The 17,940-nt window shown below is 43.4% G+C and carries 18 protein-coding genes; 17 read left to right on the top strand and 1 reads right to left on the bottom strand.

Annotated features, from left to right (window positions below; all coding sequences use genetic code 11):
• Positions 1–26 precede the first annotated feature (26 nt).
• From pap to ABH008_RS17780, 14 genes are all read left to right on the top strand, one after another.
• Entirely contained in the window at positions 27–1,523 is a 1,497-nt protein-coding gene (gene pap, locus ABH008_RS17845) for a polyphosphate:AMP phosphotransferase (RefSeq protein WP_347986961.1), read from the top strand.
• A 101-nt stretch (positions 1,524–1,624) separates the two neighbouring features.
• Entirely contained in the window at positions 1,625–2,083 is a 459-nt protein-coding gene (gene nrdR / locus ABH008_RS17840) for a transcriptional regulator NrdR (protein ID WP_347986960.1), read from the top strand.
• Positions 2,073–3,167 (top strand): bifunctional diaminohydroxyphosphoribosylaminopyrimidine deaminase/5-amino-6-(5-phosphoribosylamino)uracil reductase RibD, encoded by a 1,095-nt coding sequence (ribD, locus tag ABH008_RS17835; RefSeq protein ID WP_347986959.1) that lies wholly within the window; start codon positions 2,073–2,075, stop codon positions 3,165–3,167. Before nrdR ends, ribD begins: the two co-directional genes overlap by 11 nt.
• A gap of 138 nt (positions 3,168–3,305) precedes the next feature.
• Positions 3,306–3,962, top strand: a complete 657-nt coding sequence (locus ABH008_RS17830) for a riboflavin synthase (protein WP_347986958.1) — start codon at positions 3,306–3,308, stop codon at positions 3,960–3,962.
• Positions 3,959–5,071: a bifunctional 3,4-dihydroxy-2-butanone-4-phosphate synthase/GTP cyclohydrolase II gene (ribBA, locus tag ABH008_RS17825; RefSeq protein ID WP_347986957.1), complete on the top strand. Its 1,113-nt coding sequence runs from the start codon at positions 3,959–3,961 to the stop codon at positions 5,069–5,071. The genes ABH008_RS17830 and ribBA overlap by 4 nt, the downstream gene beginning before the upstream one ends.
• Positions 5,072–5,126: 55 nt before the next feature.
• Positions 5,127–5,603 (top strand): 6,7-dimethyl-8-ribityllumazine synthase, encoded by a 477-nt coding sequence (ribE, locus tag ABH008_RS17820; RefSeq protein WP_347986956.1) that lies wholly within the window; start codon positions 5,127–5,129, stop codon positions 5,601–5,603.
• Complete coding sequence (gene nusB / locus ABH008_RS17815) at positions 5,603–6,046, top strand: transcription antitermination factor NusB (RefSeq protein ID WP_347986955.1); 444 nt, start codon at positions 5,603–5,605, stop codon at positions 6,044–6,046. The genes ribE and nusB overlap by 1 nt, the downstream gene beginning before the upstream one ends.
• Positions 6,046–6,981: a thiamine-phosphate kinase gene (gene thiL, locus ABH008_RS17810; RefSeq protein WP_347986954.1), complete on the top strand. Its 936-nt coding sequence runs from the start codon at positions 6,046–6,048 to the stop codon at positions 6,979–6,981. The genes nusB and thiL overlap by 1 nt, the downstream gene beginning before the upstream one ends.
• Positions 6,965–7,462 (top strand): phosphatidylglycerophosphatase A, encoded by a 498-nt coding sequence (locus tag ABH008_RS17805; RefSeq protein WP_347986953.1) that lies wholly within the window; start codon positions 6,965–6,967, stop codon positions 7,460–7,462. The genes thiL and ABH008_RS17805 overlap by 17 nt, the downstream gene beginning before the upstream one ends.
• A gap of 81 nt (positions 7,463–7,543) precedes the next feature.
• Entirely contained in the window at positions 7,544–8,278 is a 735-nt protein-coding gene (locus ABH008_RS17800) for a tRNA threonylcarbamoyladenosine dehydratase (RefSeq protein WP_347986952.1), read from the top strand.
• 13 nt (positions 8,279–8,291) lie between these two features.
• Positions 8,292–8,699 carry a hypothetical protein gene (locus ABH008_RS17795; protein WP_347986951.1) on the top strand — a complete coding sequence of 136 codons (408 nt, stop codon included), beginning with the start codon at positions 8,292–8,294 and terminating at the stop codon, positions 8,697–8,699.
• 69 nt (positions 8,700–8,768) lie between these two features.
• Positions 8,769–9,683, top strand: a complete 915-nt coding sequence (locus ABH008_RS17790; protein WP_347986950.1) for a methyltransferase domain-containing protein — start codon at positions 8,769–8,771, stop codon at positions 9,681–9,683.
• A 13-nt stretch (positions 9,684–9,696) separates the two neighbouring features.
• Positions 9,697–10,074: a hypothetical protein gene (locus ABH008_RS17785; RefSeq protein WP_347986949.1), complete on the top strand. Its 378-nt coding sequence runs from the start codon at positions 9,697–9,699 to the stop codon at positions 10,072–10,074.
• A 289-nt stretch (positions 10,075–10,363) separates the two neighbouring features.
• On the top strand, positions 10,364–11,248 hold the full coding sequence (locus ABH008_RS17780) for a GGDEF domain-containing protein (RefSeq protein WP_347986948.1): 885 nt from the start codon (positions 10,364–10,366) through the stop codon (positions 11,246–11,248).
• Between the two features lie 133 nt (positions 11,249–11,381).
• On the opposite strand, the gene ABH008_RS17775 is transcribed toward ABH008_RS17780, so the two are convergent.
• Positions 11,382–12,521, bottom strand: a complete 1,140-nt coding sequence (locus tag ABH008_RS17775) for a TIGR03118 family protein (protein WP_347986947.1) — start codon at positions 12,519–12,521, stop codon at positions 11,382–11,384.
• A gap of 60 nt (positions 12,522–12,581) precedes the next feature.
• Here ABH008_RS17775 and ABH008_RS17770 point away from each other — a divergent pair, with 60 nt between their 5' ends.
• The 3 genes from ABH008_RS17770 to ABH008_RS17760 all read left to right on the top strand — a co-directional run bounded on the left by ABH008_RS17770 (position 12,582) and on the right by ABH008_RS17760 (position 17,796).
• On the top strand, positions 12,582–12,812 hold the full coding sequence (locus ABH008_RS17770) for a hypothetical protein (protein WP_347986946.1): 231 nt from the start codon (positions 12,582–12,584) through the stop codon (positions 12,810–12,812).
• A 338-nt stretch (positions 12,813–13,150) separates the two neighbouring features.
• Positions 13,151–16,783, top strand: coding sequence for a pyruvate:ferredoxin (flavodoxin) oxidoreductase (gene nifJ, locus ABH008_RS17765; protein ID WP_347986945.1), 3,633 nt, complete (start codon positions 13,151–13,153; stop codon positions 16,781–16,783).
• Positions 16,783–17,796, top strand: coding sequence for a dihydroorotate dehydrogenase-like protein (locus tag ABH008_RS17760; protein WP_347986944.1), 1,014 nt, complete (start codon positions 16,783–16,785; stop codon positions 17,794–17,796). Before nifJ ends, ABH008_RS17760 begins: the two co-directional genes overlap by 1 nt.
• The last annotated feature ends 144 nt before the right edge of the window (positions 17,797–17,940 follow it).

The following is a 17,940-nucleotide window of genomic DNA, read 5'->3' as shown; positions in this document are numbered from 1 at the left end:
TAAGGCCAATTCATTGAGGGGGAGTAATGTTTGAAATCGCTGAGTTAGGACAGAGTGTTGAACGCGACGAATATAAGAAAAAAGCGTCAGAATTACGTACCCAGTTACTATTGATACAGGATCAGCTGAAAGATAGCCAATTTCCGGTGCTTATTCTAATTTCCGGTGTGGATGGTGGTGGTAAGGGAGAAGTTATCAATTCATTGAATGCCTGGTTAGATCCGCATTTTATGCGTACAAACGCCTTTGCCGAGCCCAGCGATGAAGAACGTGAACGTCCAAAGTTTTGGCGTTTCTGGCGTACCTTGCCCGCTAAAGGACGTATAGGTATTTATGTAGGTTCTTGGTATAGCGATCCAATTTCTCAGCGGGTTTATCAAAAAATCGATGACGCAGCTTTGCAAGTTGAGTTAAAACTTATTAATCAATTAGAACAATTATTAACGGATGATGGAGCGTTGATAATAAAATGTTGGTTGCATCTTAAAAAAGATCGTCAGACTTCACGATTTAAAGCTTTGTCGAAAAATCCTGCGACTAAATGGCGAGTGACTGATAAAGATCGGCAACATTTGGCAAAATACGATGTTTTTTTAGGTATTGCTGAACAGGTATTGACAGACACCAGTACTCCTTATGCTCCTTGGTTGATCGTGGATGGTTCTGACATCAATTATAGCCGGTTAACGGTTGGTCAATATGTATTGGAATGTATACAGCGCCATTTGCTTTCCCAGGCTGAATTGAAGGCTAAAACTAAGGCTTTAGTTCCTGAAGTACTAAGTAAACTTGAACAACATAATTTGCTCGACACATTGGATTTATCGGTTAAGTTGGGTAAAAATAAATATAAAATTGAGTTGGAAAAGTTTCAAGGAAAACTCAATGGATTGACTAGGCAAGCATTAGTCGTGCATCGATCCAGTCTTTTGGTTTTTGAAGGGTGGGATGCGGCAGGGAAGGGCGGTGTAATACGGCGACTGACAGAGGCCATGGATGCGCGAAATTATCAGGTTATTCCTATCAGTAAACCGACCGATGAAGAAGCGGCACATCACTATCTATGGCGATTTTGGAGGCACATCCCGCGTGCGGGTCAGGTGACCATTTATGACAGAAGCTGGTATGGGCGTGTATTAGTAGAAAGGGTTGAGGGCTTGGCAGCTACGAATGAATGGCAAAGAGCATATGCTGAAATTGTTAATTTTGAAGAAGCATTATTAGCGCATGGTATGGTTATATTAAAGTTCTGGTTACATGTTGATCAGGACGAGCAAATGCGTAGGTTTAAGCAACGCGAAAATATAACTTACAAACAGTTTAAAATTACCGATGAAGATTATCGTAATCGCGCCAAGTGGGATGATTATCAGAAAGCGGTTAATGAAATGATCATGCGTACCAGTTCCAGTAAACTACCTTGGATACTGGTCGAAGCTAATGATAAATATTATGCGCGGATTAAGGTGATAAAAGCCTATTGCGAAAGATTAGAGAAAATGCTGGATGAAGGGAAAAGCTGAAAATAGTGTTCTTTTTAATCATGAATGTTTCGTTTATCAATTTTAATAAATAAGTAAACTGTAATAGAATGCAGCCCTTTTAAATCAAACTTGGTTTTTTCATGCGCTGTCCGTTTTGCTCGGTTCAAGACACTAAGGTTGTCGATACTCGTTTGGTCGACGAAGGCGATCAGGTTAAGCGCCGCCGCGAATGTCTTAGCTGTAAGGAACGCTTTACCACGTTTGAAGTAGTTGAACTGACCTTACCCCGCATTATCAAACGTAATGGTGCTAGGCAAAGTTTTGATGAAACTAAATTACGCGCTGGCATGCAACGGGCGCTGGAAAAGCGTCCGGTGGATGCCGATGCCATTGAGGCGGCTATCAGTCGTATTAAAAAAGCGTTAACGGTTAAAGGTGAGCGTGAAATTCCGGCTCGACAACTCGGTGAATTGGTCATGACAGAATTAAGCTTGCTTGACCATGTGGCCTATGTGCGTTTTGCATCAGTTTATCGTAGTTTTGAAGATGTCAGTGAATTTACGGAAATGATCGAAAATCTGCAAAAGCATGATAGCTAAACAAGATGAAGCCTATATGGCTCATGCACTTAAACTGGCGCGTAATGGAATATATACTACCGATCCAAACCCTCATGTAGGGTGTGTGTTCGTCATCGATGGGCATGTTATTGCCGAAGGTTGGACGCAACGAGCAGGATTTGCCCATGCAGAGATTGATGCGTTGCAAAAAACAGATAATGTCAAAGACGCTACTGCCTATGTCACTTTAGAGCCCTGTAGTCATCACGGTCGCACTGGGCCGTGTTGTACTGCCTTAATTGAGGCTGGTGTGCGTCGTGTGGTTGTTGCCATGCAAGACCCTAACCCATTAGTATCCGGGCAGGGCTTGCAGCAACTACGGGCAGCGGGTATTGAAGTGGTCTGTGGTGTTCTGCAAACCGAAGCAGAACTGTTAAATCGTGGTTTTTTTAAACGTATGCAACTTGGTTTGCCTTGGATAACCAGTAAAATGGCCTGTAGTTTGGATGGGCGTACGGGTATGGCATCGGGAGAAAGTAAATGGATTACATCACCTCAGGCGCGGCAAGATGTACAAAACTTTAGAGCTGCTAGTAGTGCCATTCTGACTGGAATCGGTACTATCCTTTATGATGATCCACAACTGGATGCCAGAGTGGATTTTGATGTCTTGCAACCCATTAAAGTGGTAGTAGACAGTCAGTTACGTATCCCTGTAAATGCAAAAATACTGCATAATTCAGCTGAAACTTGGATTATGACATGTAGTGAAAATGTACAAAAACAAAAACAATTAACAGATGCAGGCTGTAAAATCTGGCAAGTGCCAAGTGTTAATGGTCGTCCCGATTTGTTTCAGGTTTTTCAGCTTTTAGCCAAACAGCAGATTAATACGGTTTGGATTGAAGCGGGTGCTACCCTGAATGGTAGTTTGCTTGAGACTAATTTGGTCGATGAATGGTTGATTTATATGGCACCATGCATTTTAGGAGATCAAGGGCGAGGTTTGTTTCATTTACCTAAATTGCAACGGATGGCTGATAAAAAGCAGTTGAGTCTACTCAATGTTAGGCAATTAGGGCCAGATGTAAGAATGTTGTTTGGAGCACACAATAAAATTTAATGTGTCAGTAATATTAAGTCATCAACCCAATTATACGTGCTGAGTATGAGCTGATTGTTTCCGAATTTATCACTATAGAGTTTTCGGAGTGCATAAAACGCATATCTTAGTAATTTTTACACTCAAGAAAAGGTAAAAATGTTTACAGGTATTATTCTTGCCTTAGGGCAAATAGCGGCAATTCAGCCAAGAGGTGGTGATTGTCGTTTGAAAATTAGTACGGGTAATCTGTCAATGTCAGACACTGCCTTAGGCGATAGTATTGCTGTCAATGGCGTTTGCCTGACTGCGGTAGAATTAGGCGATCATTTTTTTTATGCTGATGTGTCGAATGAAACCTTATCTTGTACCACGTTGAATACGGCTAAAGTTGGAACCCAGGTAAATTTGGAGCTGGCGCTGCTCGCTTCTGGTAGATTGGGTGGACATATTGTGAGTGGTCATGTTGATGGCATAGGTAAAGTGGTGGATAAACAGGCTGATGGACGTTCTATCCGTTATAAATTTAAAGCGCCCGATAATCTTGCAAAATATATTTCTGAAAAAGGTTCTATCTGTATTAATGGTATTAGCTTGACAGTTAATCAGGTTGATGGTGCTTATTTTTCTGTCAATATTGTTCCACATACCTTACAGGAAACTACCTTGGCAAGCACTCAGGTTGGTGATGCAGTTAATCTGGAAGTGGATATTTTGGCACGTTATCTGGAACGCTTAATGAAAGGAGAAGCCGCGGCACAATGCCAGACAGGTGTTACTGAGGCATTACTACAATCCAGCGGTTTTATTAAATGAATACAATAGAAGAAATCATCGAAGATTTGCGGCAAGGCAAAATGGTTGTCATCATGGATGATGAAGAAAGGGAAAACGAAGGTGACTTGTTGATGGCTGCCGCCTTTGCACGAGCCGAAGACATTAACTTTATGGCTAAGTATGGACGCGGACTGATTTGTCTGACATTAACCCGTGAACGCTGTCAACAATTGCGCTTACCGCTGATGGTGAATGATAACCAAACCCCATATACGACTAATTTTACAGTATCAATAGAAGCGGCAACTGGGGTTACCACAGGTATTTCTGCGGCAGATCGGGCTTTAACCGTACAAGCTGCGGTAGCTAAAGATGCAGTACCTAGCGATTTGGTACAACCTGGACATATCTTTCCATTAATGGCTCAGGCTGGCGGGGTGTTGAAGCGCGCTGGTCATACCGAAGCTGGTTGTGATTTGGCCAAACTGGCCGGAGTTGAACCCGCTGCAGTGATTGTGGAAATTCTGAATGATGATGGTTCAATGGCGCGGCGTGCGGATTTAGAAATATTTGCCGCTCAACATCAGCTAAAAATCGGAACTATCGCGGATTTAATCCATTATCGGATTCGGCATGAAAATACTTTGGAACGTATTAGTGAATGCGCTTACCCAACAGAATTTGGTGATTTCAGGTTGTATGCTTATCAAGACCGCAATGACGATAATGTGCATCTGGCTTTAGTAATGGGCAATGTTAGTGGTGATGGACCCGTGCTGGTCAGAGTTCATGCTCGTAATCAAATTGATGATCTGTTTTTTTCCAAGCGCAGTGATTGCAGTTGTCCAGTTAGGGAAGCCATGCGAAAAATTGCCGAAGTGGGACGTGGCGTTTTAGTACTGATTCGCGAGAATGAAACCAATAAAGCCTTGGTGGAGCTGATACATGCGTATCAAATGCAGGATAATGGTATCAAAACTTCGCCTGTTTTTAATACTGAGCCTGGCTGGCGAACTACGGGTACCGGGTCCAGAATTTTGTCGGACTTAGGTGTACGGCAATTGCAGGTATTGGGAACGCAAAAAAAATATATTGGACTATCTGGTTTTGATTTGGAAGTAGTCGGACATGTTGATTCCGCCAATTGAAAAAGATCAGAGTATAACATTTTCAAAATTTTAATTTATTAACTAAAGGTAAGCTATGTCAGCAATTACGACTCTTGAAGGCCATCTTTCCGCACAAGGCGGTAGATTTTGTATTGTATCCTCACGCTTTAATAGCTTTATTGTCGAACAACTGGAAGCGGGTGCCATTGATGCATTGGTAAGACATGGTGCAGAAAAGCAAGCGATCACACTCGTAAAAGCGCCCGGCGCTTTTGAATTACCTATGGTGGTACAACGCATTGCTGCTACTAAAAAATACGATGCTATTATTGCCTTAGGCGCAGTGATACGCGGTGGAACCCCGCATTTTGAATATGTTGCTGGGGAATGCGTTAAAGGTATCGCTCAGATTGCTTTACAATATGATATTCCCGTTAGTTTTGGGGTGTTGACTGTGGATAGTATAGAGCAGGCTATTGAACGTGCAGGAACTAAAGCTGGCAATAAAGGTGCAGAAGCAGCTATGTCGGCAATAGAAATGGTTAGTTTGTTTAATAATTTGGGCGTTTAATGAGTCAAGCAAAAACCAATGCCAGACAATGTGCTGTGCAGGCTCTTTATCAATGGCAAATGAGTGGTAATAGTTTACTGCGCATTGAAACCCAGTTTTTAGAAGAAGAAATGTTAAAAGGCGCTCAAAAAACCTATTTTAGCGAGCTTTTTCATGGAGTACCACAACAGCTGGATGTGATTGATGCGGCACTGGCAGAGTTTGTTGATCGGCCTGTGGAACGCATAGACCCCGTCGAGCGTGCGATTTTGCGCATAGGTGTCTACGAGCTTATCAATCGTCTTGACACCCCTTACAAAGTAATTATTAATGAAGGGGTTAATCTGGCCAAACATTTTGGTGCTGAAGGTAGCCATAAATATGTCAATGGCATACTCGACAAAGTGTCGCAGAAAATCCGCAATGTCGAGATTGCCATTAAACAAGGTAAAGTCGGCAATTAATGGCCTGTGCTGAATTTGATTTAATCCGACGCTTTTTTGGCGTTTATCTTCCGCAGCATCCTTATAATCAATTAGGTATCGGTGACGATTGCGCTTTATTCAGTATTCCTGATGCCTATCAGTTGGCAGTAACCACCGATACAATGGTGGAAAATGTACATTTTTTTGCAGATGTAGATCCGCAATGGTTGGGGCATAAGCTATTAGCTGTAAATCTTAGCGATTTAGCAGCGATGGGTGCTGAGCCATTTGCAGTGACATTGGCGTTAACCTTGCCAAAGGTGGATACAGATTGGTTAAAGTCATTTTCACTGGGCTTTATGAACTTGGCTCGCCAATTTAATGTAGATTTAATGGGCGGTGATACCACTTCAGGGCCATTGACCCTCACTGTACAAGCAATGGGCGTGGTGCCAAAAGGTAAAGCATTGTTACGTTCAACCGCGAAAGTGGGAGACGGCATTTTTGTCAGCGGACAGCTCGGTAATGCCGGTTTGGGATTGAAGATCAAACAAGGTTATAACTGTAACAATCCTGAGCAGATGTTAATTAGTTTTCACAAACCGCAACCAAGAATTACGCAGGGGTTGTCTATAAGAGAACTTGCCAATGCCTGTATAGATATTTCCGATGGATTGGCCAGCGACCTGGGGCATATCTTGCAACAGAGTGGGGTTGGTGCCTGTATACAGTACGACCAGCTTCCCTTATCCTGGCAAGTTAAAGACTATATCAAGTTGACTGGCGATTATATTATGCCATTAACTGCCGGTGATGATTATGAGTTATGTTTTACGGTGGCACCACAACGAAAAGCAGAATTGCCAGATGGTTTTTATCAGATTGGCGTAATTGAAGCTGAAAGCGGATTACGTTTGCTAAGGGACGGACACATGGAAACAGTTGAGGTGAAAGGTTTTGAACATTTTGCTTAGGGACTATTACGGGAAAAGGCGTCTGACAGCCCGGCAAATTCTTTCCGATCCATTGTTGTTTTTGGCATTTGGTTTTGGCTCAGGTTTGTCTAAATTTATGCCGGGAACGTTGGGAACGATTGCTGCTATCCCGGTTTATTTGTTTTTTATGCAGCTTTCGCCTACATATTATCTACTGGCAACTTTACTGAGTATAGCGTTTGGCATATATCTCTGTGAGCAAGCTGCAAAGAAGCTGGGTGAACACGATTTTGGTGGTATTGTCTGGGACGAAGTGGCCGGATTTCTGGTTACCATGTGTTGGCTGCCATTTTCCTGGCAGAGTCTAATCGCAGGTTTTGTTTTATTCAGATTGTTAGATATCTTTAAACCTTGGCCTATCAGTTGGCTGGATCAGCATGTATCTGGCGGGTTAGGCATTATGATAGACGATGTTTTGGCGGGTGTATTTGCTGCCTTGCTTCTGAGAATTTGGTTTTAGGCCAGATCCATTGGGTCTATTACCGTTTAACAAAAGCTCTGTTTTAGAACTAATATGCAGAAAATTTTGGGATTATTATAGATGAATGATTTGAGCTGGTTATCACGTACCGAACTGTTAGTTGGCAAAGCAAAGCTGGATAAACTTCAACAAGCACATGTATTAGTCGTCGGTATGGGTGGTGTCGGTTCATTTGCGGCGGAATTTATTTGCCGGGCAGGAGTAGGGCAGATGACGATTGTCGATGGTGATGTGGTTGAAACCAGTAATCGTAATCGGCAGTTACCAGCAATGGCCACCACTCTAGGGCTATCTAAAGCGGATGTCATGGGTGAGCGTTTGCATGCAATCAATCCTGATTTAAAACTCAATATAAAACATGAGTTTATCACTCCCGATAGTGTTGATTTGTTATTGAGTGAACAGTATGATTATGTGGTGGATGCGATTGATAGTCTGACACCCAAGATTACTCTTATCTGTGCAGCCAAAGCTCGGAAAATGAAAATTATCAGCTCCATGGGGGCAGGCGGCAAACTTGATCCTACTCATCTCAAAGTGGTGGATATCTCCAAAACCTATAATTGTCCTTTTGCGCAATTTATACGCGTACGCTTACGTAAACTGGGCATTTCGCGTGGAGTGAAAGTGGTGTTTTCCCCAGAAGTAGTCGTGAAGGAATCATTAATGTTTACTGATGGCAGTAACTATAAAAAATCAGCTTATGGCACTATTTCCTATTTACCCGCAGCATTTGGTGGGGTGTGTGCTTCGGTGGTGATTCGTAACCTGATGCACGATCCTGCTCACGGCTAGTGACTCAAAACTGATGACTGATCCTAACAACAAGGTCATACCTGTTCAAACTGGAACACTGGTAAGTCAAGGTAAAAGTAGCCGCTTGCAGGCTATGCATGAACAGGCCATGAAAACGAGAGCTTCGCAAACTGTCGAGTTAACCCCTGCCTATCAACAACATCAAAAAGCATTGCATGCAAACCCTGATTTATTATTGGCTCAGCAAGTTATCGATACCCGTTTAGCAGAAATTGTAGCAATGCTGCCTGCTGGTAAACAAAACCGCTTGTTTAAATTGCGTTTTGGTGTCGAGTTGGCTGAGATTAGAAATTTACCTGTCCAACGGATTGTCAATTTGTTGGCAATCAATCACCCTCAGTTGCATAAACTGTTATCGAGTAAGAATTCAATCGCCGAACTGAATTATAATGGCGAATAATTTATCACTTAGTTATCCCTTTATCAGGATAGCGGGTGTCTGACGCCGTTAAGAGTAATTGCACGCCACATGTATACCCTAGAACCTAATAAAGATTACCGAGATCTCCGTCTCAGCCAGACCCCAGAACTTATGGGAGCCGAATTACAGGCGGACACTGCCAAACATTATGATGATTGTTACCACGATTATTTACTAGCCTGGTGTAATATGGATAATCTGGCCCTGCATTACGGCTATTGGGACGAGCCAAAACCTTATCAGCAACATCAAGCCCTGTTAAATAAAAATCGTATTCTTTATGAAAGTGCTGGAATTCAAGCCAGTGATAAAGTATTGGATGCCGGCTGTGGTATTGGTGGCAGCAGTATTTGGCTGGCAAAACAGCATGGAAATACGGTTACAGGGATAACCATCAGCAGTAAACAGGCTATGTATGCTCAACAACATGCTCGCCGTCATGGTGTAGCAGATCGCGTCAGTTTTCAGGTGGCCGATTTTTGTGCTACACCCTATGCTGATGCATGTTTTGACGTAGTTTGGGCTTTGGAAAGCAGTTGTCACGCCCTCAACAAGGCAGACTTTCTGCGTGAAGCTTATCGGGTACTACGGCCGGGTGGCCGCTTAGTGGTGTGTGATGGGTTTTTATTACAACGGCAATTTTCTGAAGAGCAATGGCAGGCGGTGGTAACCTGTCTGAATGGTTGGGCAGTGCCTAATTTATGTTCGCGTATAGAGTTTACAGAATTATTGACCAACCAACAATTTCAAGGCATACAATGTCTGGACATAACTGCGCAAACTTTACCTTCTGCTGATTATATGTACAAAGTAGCCAAGCGATTGCAACCCGTACAAAAAATCAGTCAGTGGCTAGGCTTGCGCTCCAAGGCGCAAACGGCCAATTATCTGGTGGGTTTGGCGCAACATCGATTATTTACAGATAAATTAACCGAATATTGCATATTTACAGCCCAAAAATGATTAAGAGCTTGCGATGAGTACCTCGGATTTGAAATATAGGATAGGGTTAGTCGGTTTATGTATCACGTTGACAGCTTGTGTTACTGTGCCACCCAATAGCGGACAGACCAATTTTTCAGGGTATGCAGAATCGGTATTTAAGCACCAGAATGCGGTGAGTAGTCGTATGATGCTGTTAAGTGACAGTGATGTGCCGTTTGAGAATGAAGAAATTGAAAATGCAGAAGAAGCCATGAGTGATGCATGTCATTTTCTTAATGAATATGCTGATCGGGAAAGCAGTGGCGAAAGTAGCAGTTTACAATTCAAAACTAAAGTGCAAGCCAGCATTGTAGGTTGTGACCAAAGCGTGCAACGTTTGGAAGCCTTACTGAATAAACAAAAAAAATAGCGTATTAACTGTCAATGGCTAACCAATGGCAATTTCAGCTATTCTCTGGTAATCCTGCATTAAAAAATAAGTGCCTTAAAATTGACGTAAGTTTGGATGCTTGTGTGCGGGGCTTTTGGTGTCGAATAGTTGACGCGTCAATTTGTTTATGGCGGCATAAGCTTGCCGATAGCAAGAATTTAATGTATTTTTATTTTTGTAACATTATGTTTTATATTGATTAAATAAAGTTGGCACACTCATGGCTTACTAAAGGTTAAACCTTTGATTTAGCACCTGGGGAGCTGTCATGAAAGAAAAATCAGCCGAATTAGCTGTAGTCAGTAATAAAAGTTTTGAAGCGTCTACAGCGGTAAATCTTCATCATTACGATATCAGTAGTGCTTTGCAAACGACCTTGGAATTTGATGAGCTTATAGCTATTTTTTGTAAAAAAATTCAGCTTACAATTCCACATAACGGCGTCGAATATTCTAATAGTGAGTTTGATTTAGAGTTTAAACGTGGCATTTTTGCGCGGCATTCCTGTACCTATGCTTTAAAAGTTGAGGATCAACAGCTCGGAGAGCTGAAGTTGATGCGCAGCAACCGTTTTAGCAAGGATGAGCTGAAAATGTTGGAAAGTTTGTTGTGTTGTCTAATTTATCCGCTCAGAAATGCTAGCTTGTTTCATAAAGCATTACGAATGGCTTATATAGACCCATTAACGAAAGCCAATAATCGCGCTGCATTTATTGATGGCTTGCAACGAGAAATAAAACGCGCCAGTCGCTCATCTTTAAATTTGTCACTCATTTTTGTTGATTTGGATCACTTCAAAGCCATTAACGATAATTACGGACATGAATGTGGTGATTTGGCGCTTGCTTCAGCGGCAGCATGGATGAAAGATACATTACGTGGTTGTGATGCTATCTATCGTTACGGTGGAGAGGAGTTTGTAGTCATGTTAATTGATACTAACCTGGATGCAGCGGCACTCATTGCTGAACGTATTCGTACGGATATTGAATCGCATACTCTGGCTTATGGTATGGAAGTGTTGAATATTACCGCCAGTTTAGGTGTCAGTACCTTACGGGGTAATGATACGGGTGACACGTTAATCAAACGTGCAGACGACGCAATGTATCTAGCAAAAAAACAAGGCCGCAATCGGGTTTGTGTGGGATAAAGTTAGAATAGGATTCGTTACATACTCTGTTGACTTTTAGCCAAGTTGAGAATGTACCAGGAAAACGTCAATCGCTGTTGTTTTTATAAACGATCGGCGTTTTCCTGGAATGTCTAATCTTAACCAGAATAACTTATAAAACTGGGCGTTTACGCAAACAACCTGCGCCTAGTAAAGCAGAACCGAATAGCCAAACAGTTGCGGGCAACGGCACCGCAGAAACTGCACCAAGCAAACCATTCGTTTCCCCGTTTGGTCCTGCCGTAAAATAAAGAGTTTGGCTGCTACCAGAGCCTCCATCATTACCAACGCTTATGGCCCATATGCCATCAATGCTCAATGGGTTACCTTTACTATCCAATAATTGACCTACAAAAGCGTTAGTCAATAAATTATAGGCATTAATTTTGCCATCTCCAAAATTGGCCACCAATAAATCGCCAGCATATTTGCCAAAGGAACTAGGCGCAATAGCCATTCCCCACGGTGAATTTAATGCACCGCTTTGGCTGGCTACTCTCGCTATTAGATTACCCTGAGTGTCAAACTCGTCAACAATGCCATTGCCAAGTCCGGCGACATCATCATGTTTATTGGCATCTTGAATGGCATAGCTTACAAACAGGTTACCCCCCAGATTTTCAATATTAAATGGCGCGTATCCCGTTGGCAGATTGGGATCAATGAAATTGCCCGATAAATTAGGTGTTGCCGTTGAGCCTGGAATAACATCAATACGGTCCGCACTAAAGTTGGCGGCATACAAATAGCTATAGTTAGCGATGTTCGCTATGGCTGCGCCTTTGTAAGCATTTGCGTTAGAAGCGGTTTGCAAAGTTTCCGCTGTTGTGCCGCCTCCCCAACCGGATATGGTGCCGTCTTCGCTGACAAACACAAAAGAATCGCCCTTAAAAGCATTGGGATTGTTGTTATAAACTTGTCCTGTTACGCTGCCATCACCTGGAATAGCAACTGTTAATCCCAGTTTTTTAGTGACTTGAGTGGTTGGATTGACACTGTAAAGAGTAGACACACCAGTGGCATTATCGGAAATCCAAAAAGCGCCAGATGGAGTATAGGATAAACCCCATGCATTTTTCAAACTGGGATCATTGATTTGCGCAGAATTAACAGATTGACTATCAGTAACCAGGTTAAGTTGACTAAATGTAGTATCAGCGTTTACCAAGAAAGAGGATAAGCTTAAAGCTGCTAATAAAGGTATTCGAATGAATGTGTGCAGTGTGTGTTCCGAACTGATTTTAATGGTCATGCTCAAATCTCCAAATTGATAAATATTAAGGTGTAGTTGCGACCATAGGCGCTGCTTTGTTTGAAAATACCGACAAACAATTCAGGTAGCTTCGTCAGAGTGATTAACGTTTCTGAGTTTATGGCATTTAAAAACAGCCAACACTTGTCGCGTTTGACGGAACCTAAATGCTGTAGATCGGTTAAGCGTATAAATAGCTTGCACGATGAAATAAAAGCTCAAGCACTTGTTAAACCGTCATTAGGTATATTTCAAATGATTGATAAAGGTTCAATGATTAATGAAAAATGACCGATTGATGATCATGGTGTCATTTCAGTCAATTTATGTGGGTATTTTTTCTCTGGAACTAGATTGAGTGCTAAGTTGACTAAGGGGTTAACGATATACGCAGAATATTTTGATCTATATCAGCATCCTGTTTTATCAGTGGCGTATATTGGTTAGCTGGATCATTGTGTTAACAAGGCTGTTAATCAACTTTATTCCATATTACAGAGTTGATGGTTAGTCAGTAACACTGATTCGTTAATTTGTTATTTGGGGGACAGTTTTTAGGTGGCGGTTGATCGGCTGCCTATCCGTTAATTTTATTCCAATCCTCCTTGCTATAAACCAAAGGGTATTACATGCAAATTCAGCAAACAGTGACCATTGATGGCAATCAGGCAGCGGCTAGCATAGCCCATAAACTAAACGAAGTAATTGCGATTTATCCTATTACACCGTCCTCACCTATGGGCGAGTGGTCCGATGAATGGTCAGCGCACGGGCAGGTTAATTTATGGGGTACAGTGCCGCAAGTTATTGAGTTGCAGAGTGAAGCCGGTGCAGCCGGTACTCTGCACGGAGCTTTACAAGCCGGTGCAATGGCAACCACATTTACCGCTTCGCAAGGTTTGCTGTTGATGTTGCCAAACATGTATAAAATCGCAGGTGAGCTGAGTGCTTGTGTGTTTCATATCGCCGCCCGTTCCCTGGCATGTCAGGGCTTGTCTATCTTTGGTGATCATAGTGATGTGATGGCTGCCCGCATGACTGGTTTTGCTATGCTCTGTTCCAACTCGCCGCAGGAAGTGCAAGATTTTGCCCTGCTGGCGCATGCAGCCAGCTTAGAAAGTCGTTTGCCTTTCATGCACTTTTTCGATGGTTTTCGTACCTCGCATGAAGTGGCTAAAATCATTAGGGTGGATGACAGCGTAATTCGTACCATGATTAAGGATGAGTGGGTAACAGCACATCGGCAGCGGGCGTTAACGCCCGATAAACCCGTGTTACGTGGCACCGCGCAAAATCCAGATGTATATTTTCAGGCGCGAGAAACCGTTAATCCATTCTACGCAGCATTACCGGCCATTATGCAAGCCACTATGGATAGGTTCGCTAGCCTAACCGGTCGTCAATATCGCCTGTTTGAATATAGCGGTTCAGCACAAGCAGAGCGGGTGGTTATTTTGATGGGCTCAGGTGTGGGTGCTGTAGCCGAAACACTGGATTATCTTAATCGCCAAGGCGAAGCCGTTGGTTTATTAAAAGTGCGCCTGTATCGCCCCTTTAGTGCGCAACATCTGATTGATGCTTTGCCTGCCAGTTGCCGAAAAATTGCGGTTTTAGACAGAACCAAAGAGCCGGGCGCAGACGGTGAGCCTTTATACAAAGATGTGCTGACTGCTATCGTACAAAATTATTCGAGTGGAAATGGCAAATTTGCAGTATTACCCAAAGTAGTGGGTGGGCGCTATGGATTGTCTTCCAAAGAATTTACCCCAGGTATGGTTAAGGCCGTGTTCGATGCACTGCAGGCTGAACAGCCTAAAAATCAATTTACCATTGGTATTATTGATGATGTCAGTTACACCAGTTTGGCATGGGATGCCCATTTTCGTACCGATGCTCAGGTCGAAACCTTTCAGGCTATGTTTTATGGTTTGGGGAGCGATGGTACTGTCAGTGCCAATAAAAACAGCATTAAAATTATTGGCGAAGAAACTGATCGCCACGCTCAGGGCTATTTCGTCTACGATTCCAAAAAGTCCGGCGCTATTACCGTCTCGCATTTACGTTTTGGCCCACAGCTCATTCAGTCAACCTATCTGATTGCCGATAACGATGCCAATTTTATCGGCTGCCATCAAAGCATATTTTTAGAACGTTACGATATGCTGGCAAATGCCGCGCCCAACTCGGTATTTTTACTGAATACGCAAACGCCACAGGCACAAATATGGGATAGTTTGCCGCTGTTGATGCAACAACAACTCATTGCAAAAAACATTCGTTTCTTTGTGATTGATGCCTATGCAGTTGCCGCTAAAAGCGGTATGGGTAAACGCATTAACACCATTATGCAAACCTGTTTTTTTGCTATTTCCGGTGTATTACCACAAGAACAGGCCATAGCGGCAATCAAGCATGCTGTGGAAAAAACCTATAGTAAAAAAGGTCAGCGCATAGTAGAGCTTAACTTTAAAGCCATTGATGAAACGCTGGCCGGTTTGCATCAACTGCCTTTGCCAAGCTTAGCCACCAGCCAGGTGCAGCCATTGTCACATGTGGCAGCCAACGCCCCCGAATTTATCCGTAAAGTCATCGCAGAGATTATTGCCGGGCGTGGTGATGGCTTACCTGTGAGTGCCATGCCTATAGACGGTACTTTTCCAACGGGTAGTGCTGCGTTTGAAAAACGAAATCTGGCGTTGGAAATTCCGGTATGGGAAACCGATTTATGTACGCAATGTGGCAAATGTCCCATGGTGTGTCCACATGCGGCCATTCGTAGCAAAATAGTAGCGACCGACTTATTGGCGCAAGCCCCAGACAGTTTCAAACACGCGCCCATGCTGGGTAAGGATTTCCCACCCGGTTTATCCATCAGTTATCAGGTCGCCCCCGAAGATTGTACCGGCTGTGGTTTATGTGTGGATATTTGCCCCATTCGCGATAAATCCAATGTCAGCCATAAAGCCCTGAACATGCAGCCGCAAGCCGCGCTACGCGACACAGAAAGCAAAAACTGGGAATATTTTTTAAGTCTGCCGGAATACGATAGGCGCTTGCTGAAAACCAATACCCTAAAAGGTTCTATGGTATTGCAACCCTTGTTCGAGTTTTCGGGGGCCTGTGTGGGCTGTGGCGAAACGCCGTATATTAAATTGGCTTCGCAATTGTTTGGTGATCGCATGATAGTCGCCAATGCCACCGGCTGTTCGTCTATTTACGGTGGTAATCTTCCCACGACGCCCTGGGCTAAAAATGCACAAGGGCGCGGTCCGGCTTGGAGTAATTCCTTATTCGAAGACAATGCCGAATTTGGTTTGGGTATGCGCATAGCCATTGATAAACACGCAGCGCATGCTGGCGAATTGTTATTACAACTCACAGACAGGCTCGGCGAAGAAAACGTGTATGCCTTGTTGGAAGCCGATCAGTCCGATGAAGCGGGCATCTATGAGCAACGCCAACGCGTTGAAGCGTTAAAACAACAATTGCAAAACCAGACGGATTTCGCTGCCAGTAAACTGTTGGAATTAGCCGATTATTTATGTAAAAAAAGCGTGTGGATAATTGGCGGTGATGGCTGGGCCTACGACATTGGCTATGGTGGTGTCGATCATATACTGGCTAGCGGTCGTAACGTCAATATACTGGTATTGGATACCGAAGTGTATTCCAATACAGGTGGACAAACCTCCAAATCAACACCGTTGGGAGCCGTAGCGAAATTCTCTGCCAGTGGTAAAGCCACCAGCAAAAAAGATCTGGCTCTGCTAGCAATGGATTACAGCAATGTCTACGTTGCACATGTGGCCTATGCCGGTAAAGATACACAAACGCTCAGTGCCTTTTTAGAAGCCGAAGCGCATGATGGCCCATCCATTATCATTGCCTATGCACCTTGTATCGCGCACGGTGTCGATCTTTCCAATAATCATCGTCAGCAAAATCTGGCGGTTAAAAGTGGACACTGGCCGTTGTTTCGCTTTGATCCGGGCAAAATAGCACTGGGTAAAAATCCTATGCATCTGGATTCTGCGGAACCCTCTATTCCGTATCGGGATTTTGTCATGACAGAAACACGTTTCAGTATGCTCTGGCAAACCAATCCACAAGCTGCCGAAGCCTTTTTGCAACAAGCACAACAAGATGTCAGAAACCGTTATCGCTATTACAAACAGCTATCAGAACTGGAGTGGAACGAAGCGACCAGTGTTTCTGCCAGTAAAGTGCAACATATTAACGATACCACTTCAGGAGCAGCATAATGGTTGATCTAGCCACTGAATATCTCGGTCTAAAGCTAGCAAATCCTTTGGTACCTTCCGCTTCACCGTTAAGTAAGAATCTGGATACGGCTATTAGGCTTGAAGATGCGGGCGCATCGGCTCTGGTAATGTATTCGTTGTTCGAAGAAAAAATAGAAGCCGAACACCAGCAAATGGAGCGTTTTTTTTATTCGCAATCTATTGGTCATGGCGAAGCAGACTCCTTTCATCCGGTACCCGATAAGATTAAAACCTATCAAGATCAATATCTGGAAAACTTGCAGAGGCTGAAAAGCTGTCTGTCTATTCCAGTGATTGCCAGCCTGAACGGTACTTCTCTGGGGGGATGGATAGAATATGGCTTGGCTTTGCAGCAAGCAGGCGCTGATGCCCTGGAATTGAATATTTATCATCTGGCTGCCAATGTCAGCGAAAGCAGTGAAACAGTAGAAAATCGTTATCTGGATATTTTGCGGGAACTGAAAAAAATCGTTAGCATTCCTTTAACGCTAAAATTATCGCCACAATTTAGTTCGCCTTTAAATTTTGCGCAGCGATTGGAAGCAGCGGGTGCCAATGGCTTAGCGCTATTTAACCGATTTTACCAGCCAGATATCGATTTGGAAACCTTACAGGTAGTGCCAAAATTGGAGTTGTCCACCTCCTCAGAAGCCTTGTTACGCATCCGCTGGACCGCCTTGTTGTATAAACGTACCAATTTATCACTAGCGGTTACGGGTGGTTTTCATACCACGAGTGATGTATTAAAAGCGCTGCTGGCAGGTGCCGATGTCGTGCATTTATGTAGCGCTTTGCTGGAGCATGGCCCCAGTCGCTTATCCAGTATTCTGGATGATTTGGTAGATTGGTTAACCCTGCATGACTATCAATCCATCCAACAACTTAAAGGTAGTGTTAGTCATCAACACGCCATCAATCCCAGCGATTACGAACGTGCCAATTACGTACAAGTATTAGATAACTACTCGCATGGCAAAGGTGTACTATGGTAAAAAGTAGCCTGGATGAAGCGTAAGCGGAATCCGGGACTCGAAGCCCAGCTACCTAAATACTTTCAAATACCTAAAAAACACCGCAAAGCCTCGGTTTTGCTTGTTTTAAACTGAGTGTGTTAGCAGTTTTTAAGCCGACACCCG

The organism is Methylomonas sp. AM2-LC (assembly GCF_039904985.1).
In the GTDB taxonomy this organism is placed as follows: domain Bacteria; phylum Pseudomonadota; class Gammaproteobacteria; order Methylococcales; family Methylomonadaceae; genus Methylomonas.
The sequence above is the reverse complement of the archived record's forward strand: the minus strand, read 5'-3'. Positions and strand labels throughout refer to the sequence as shown.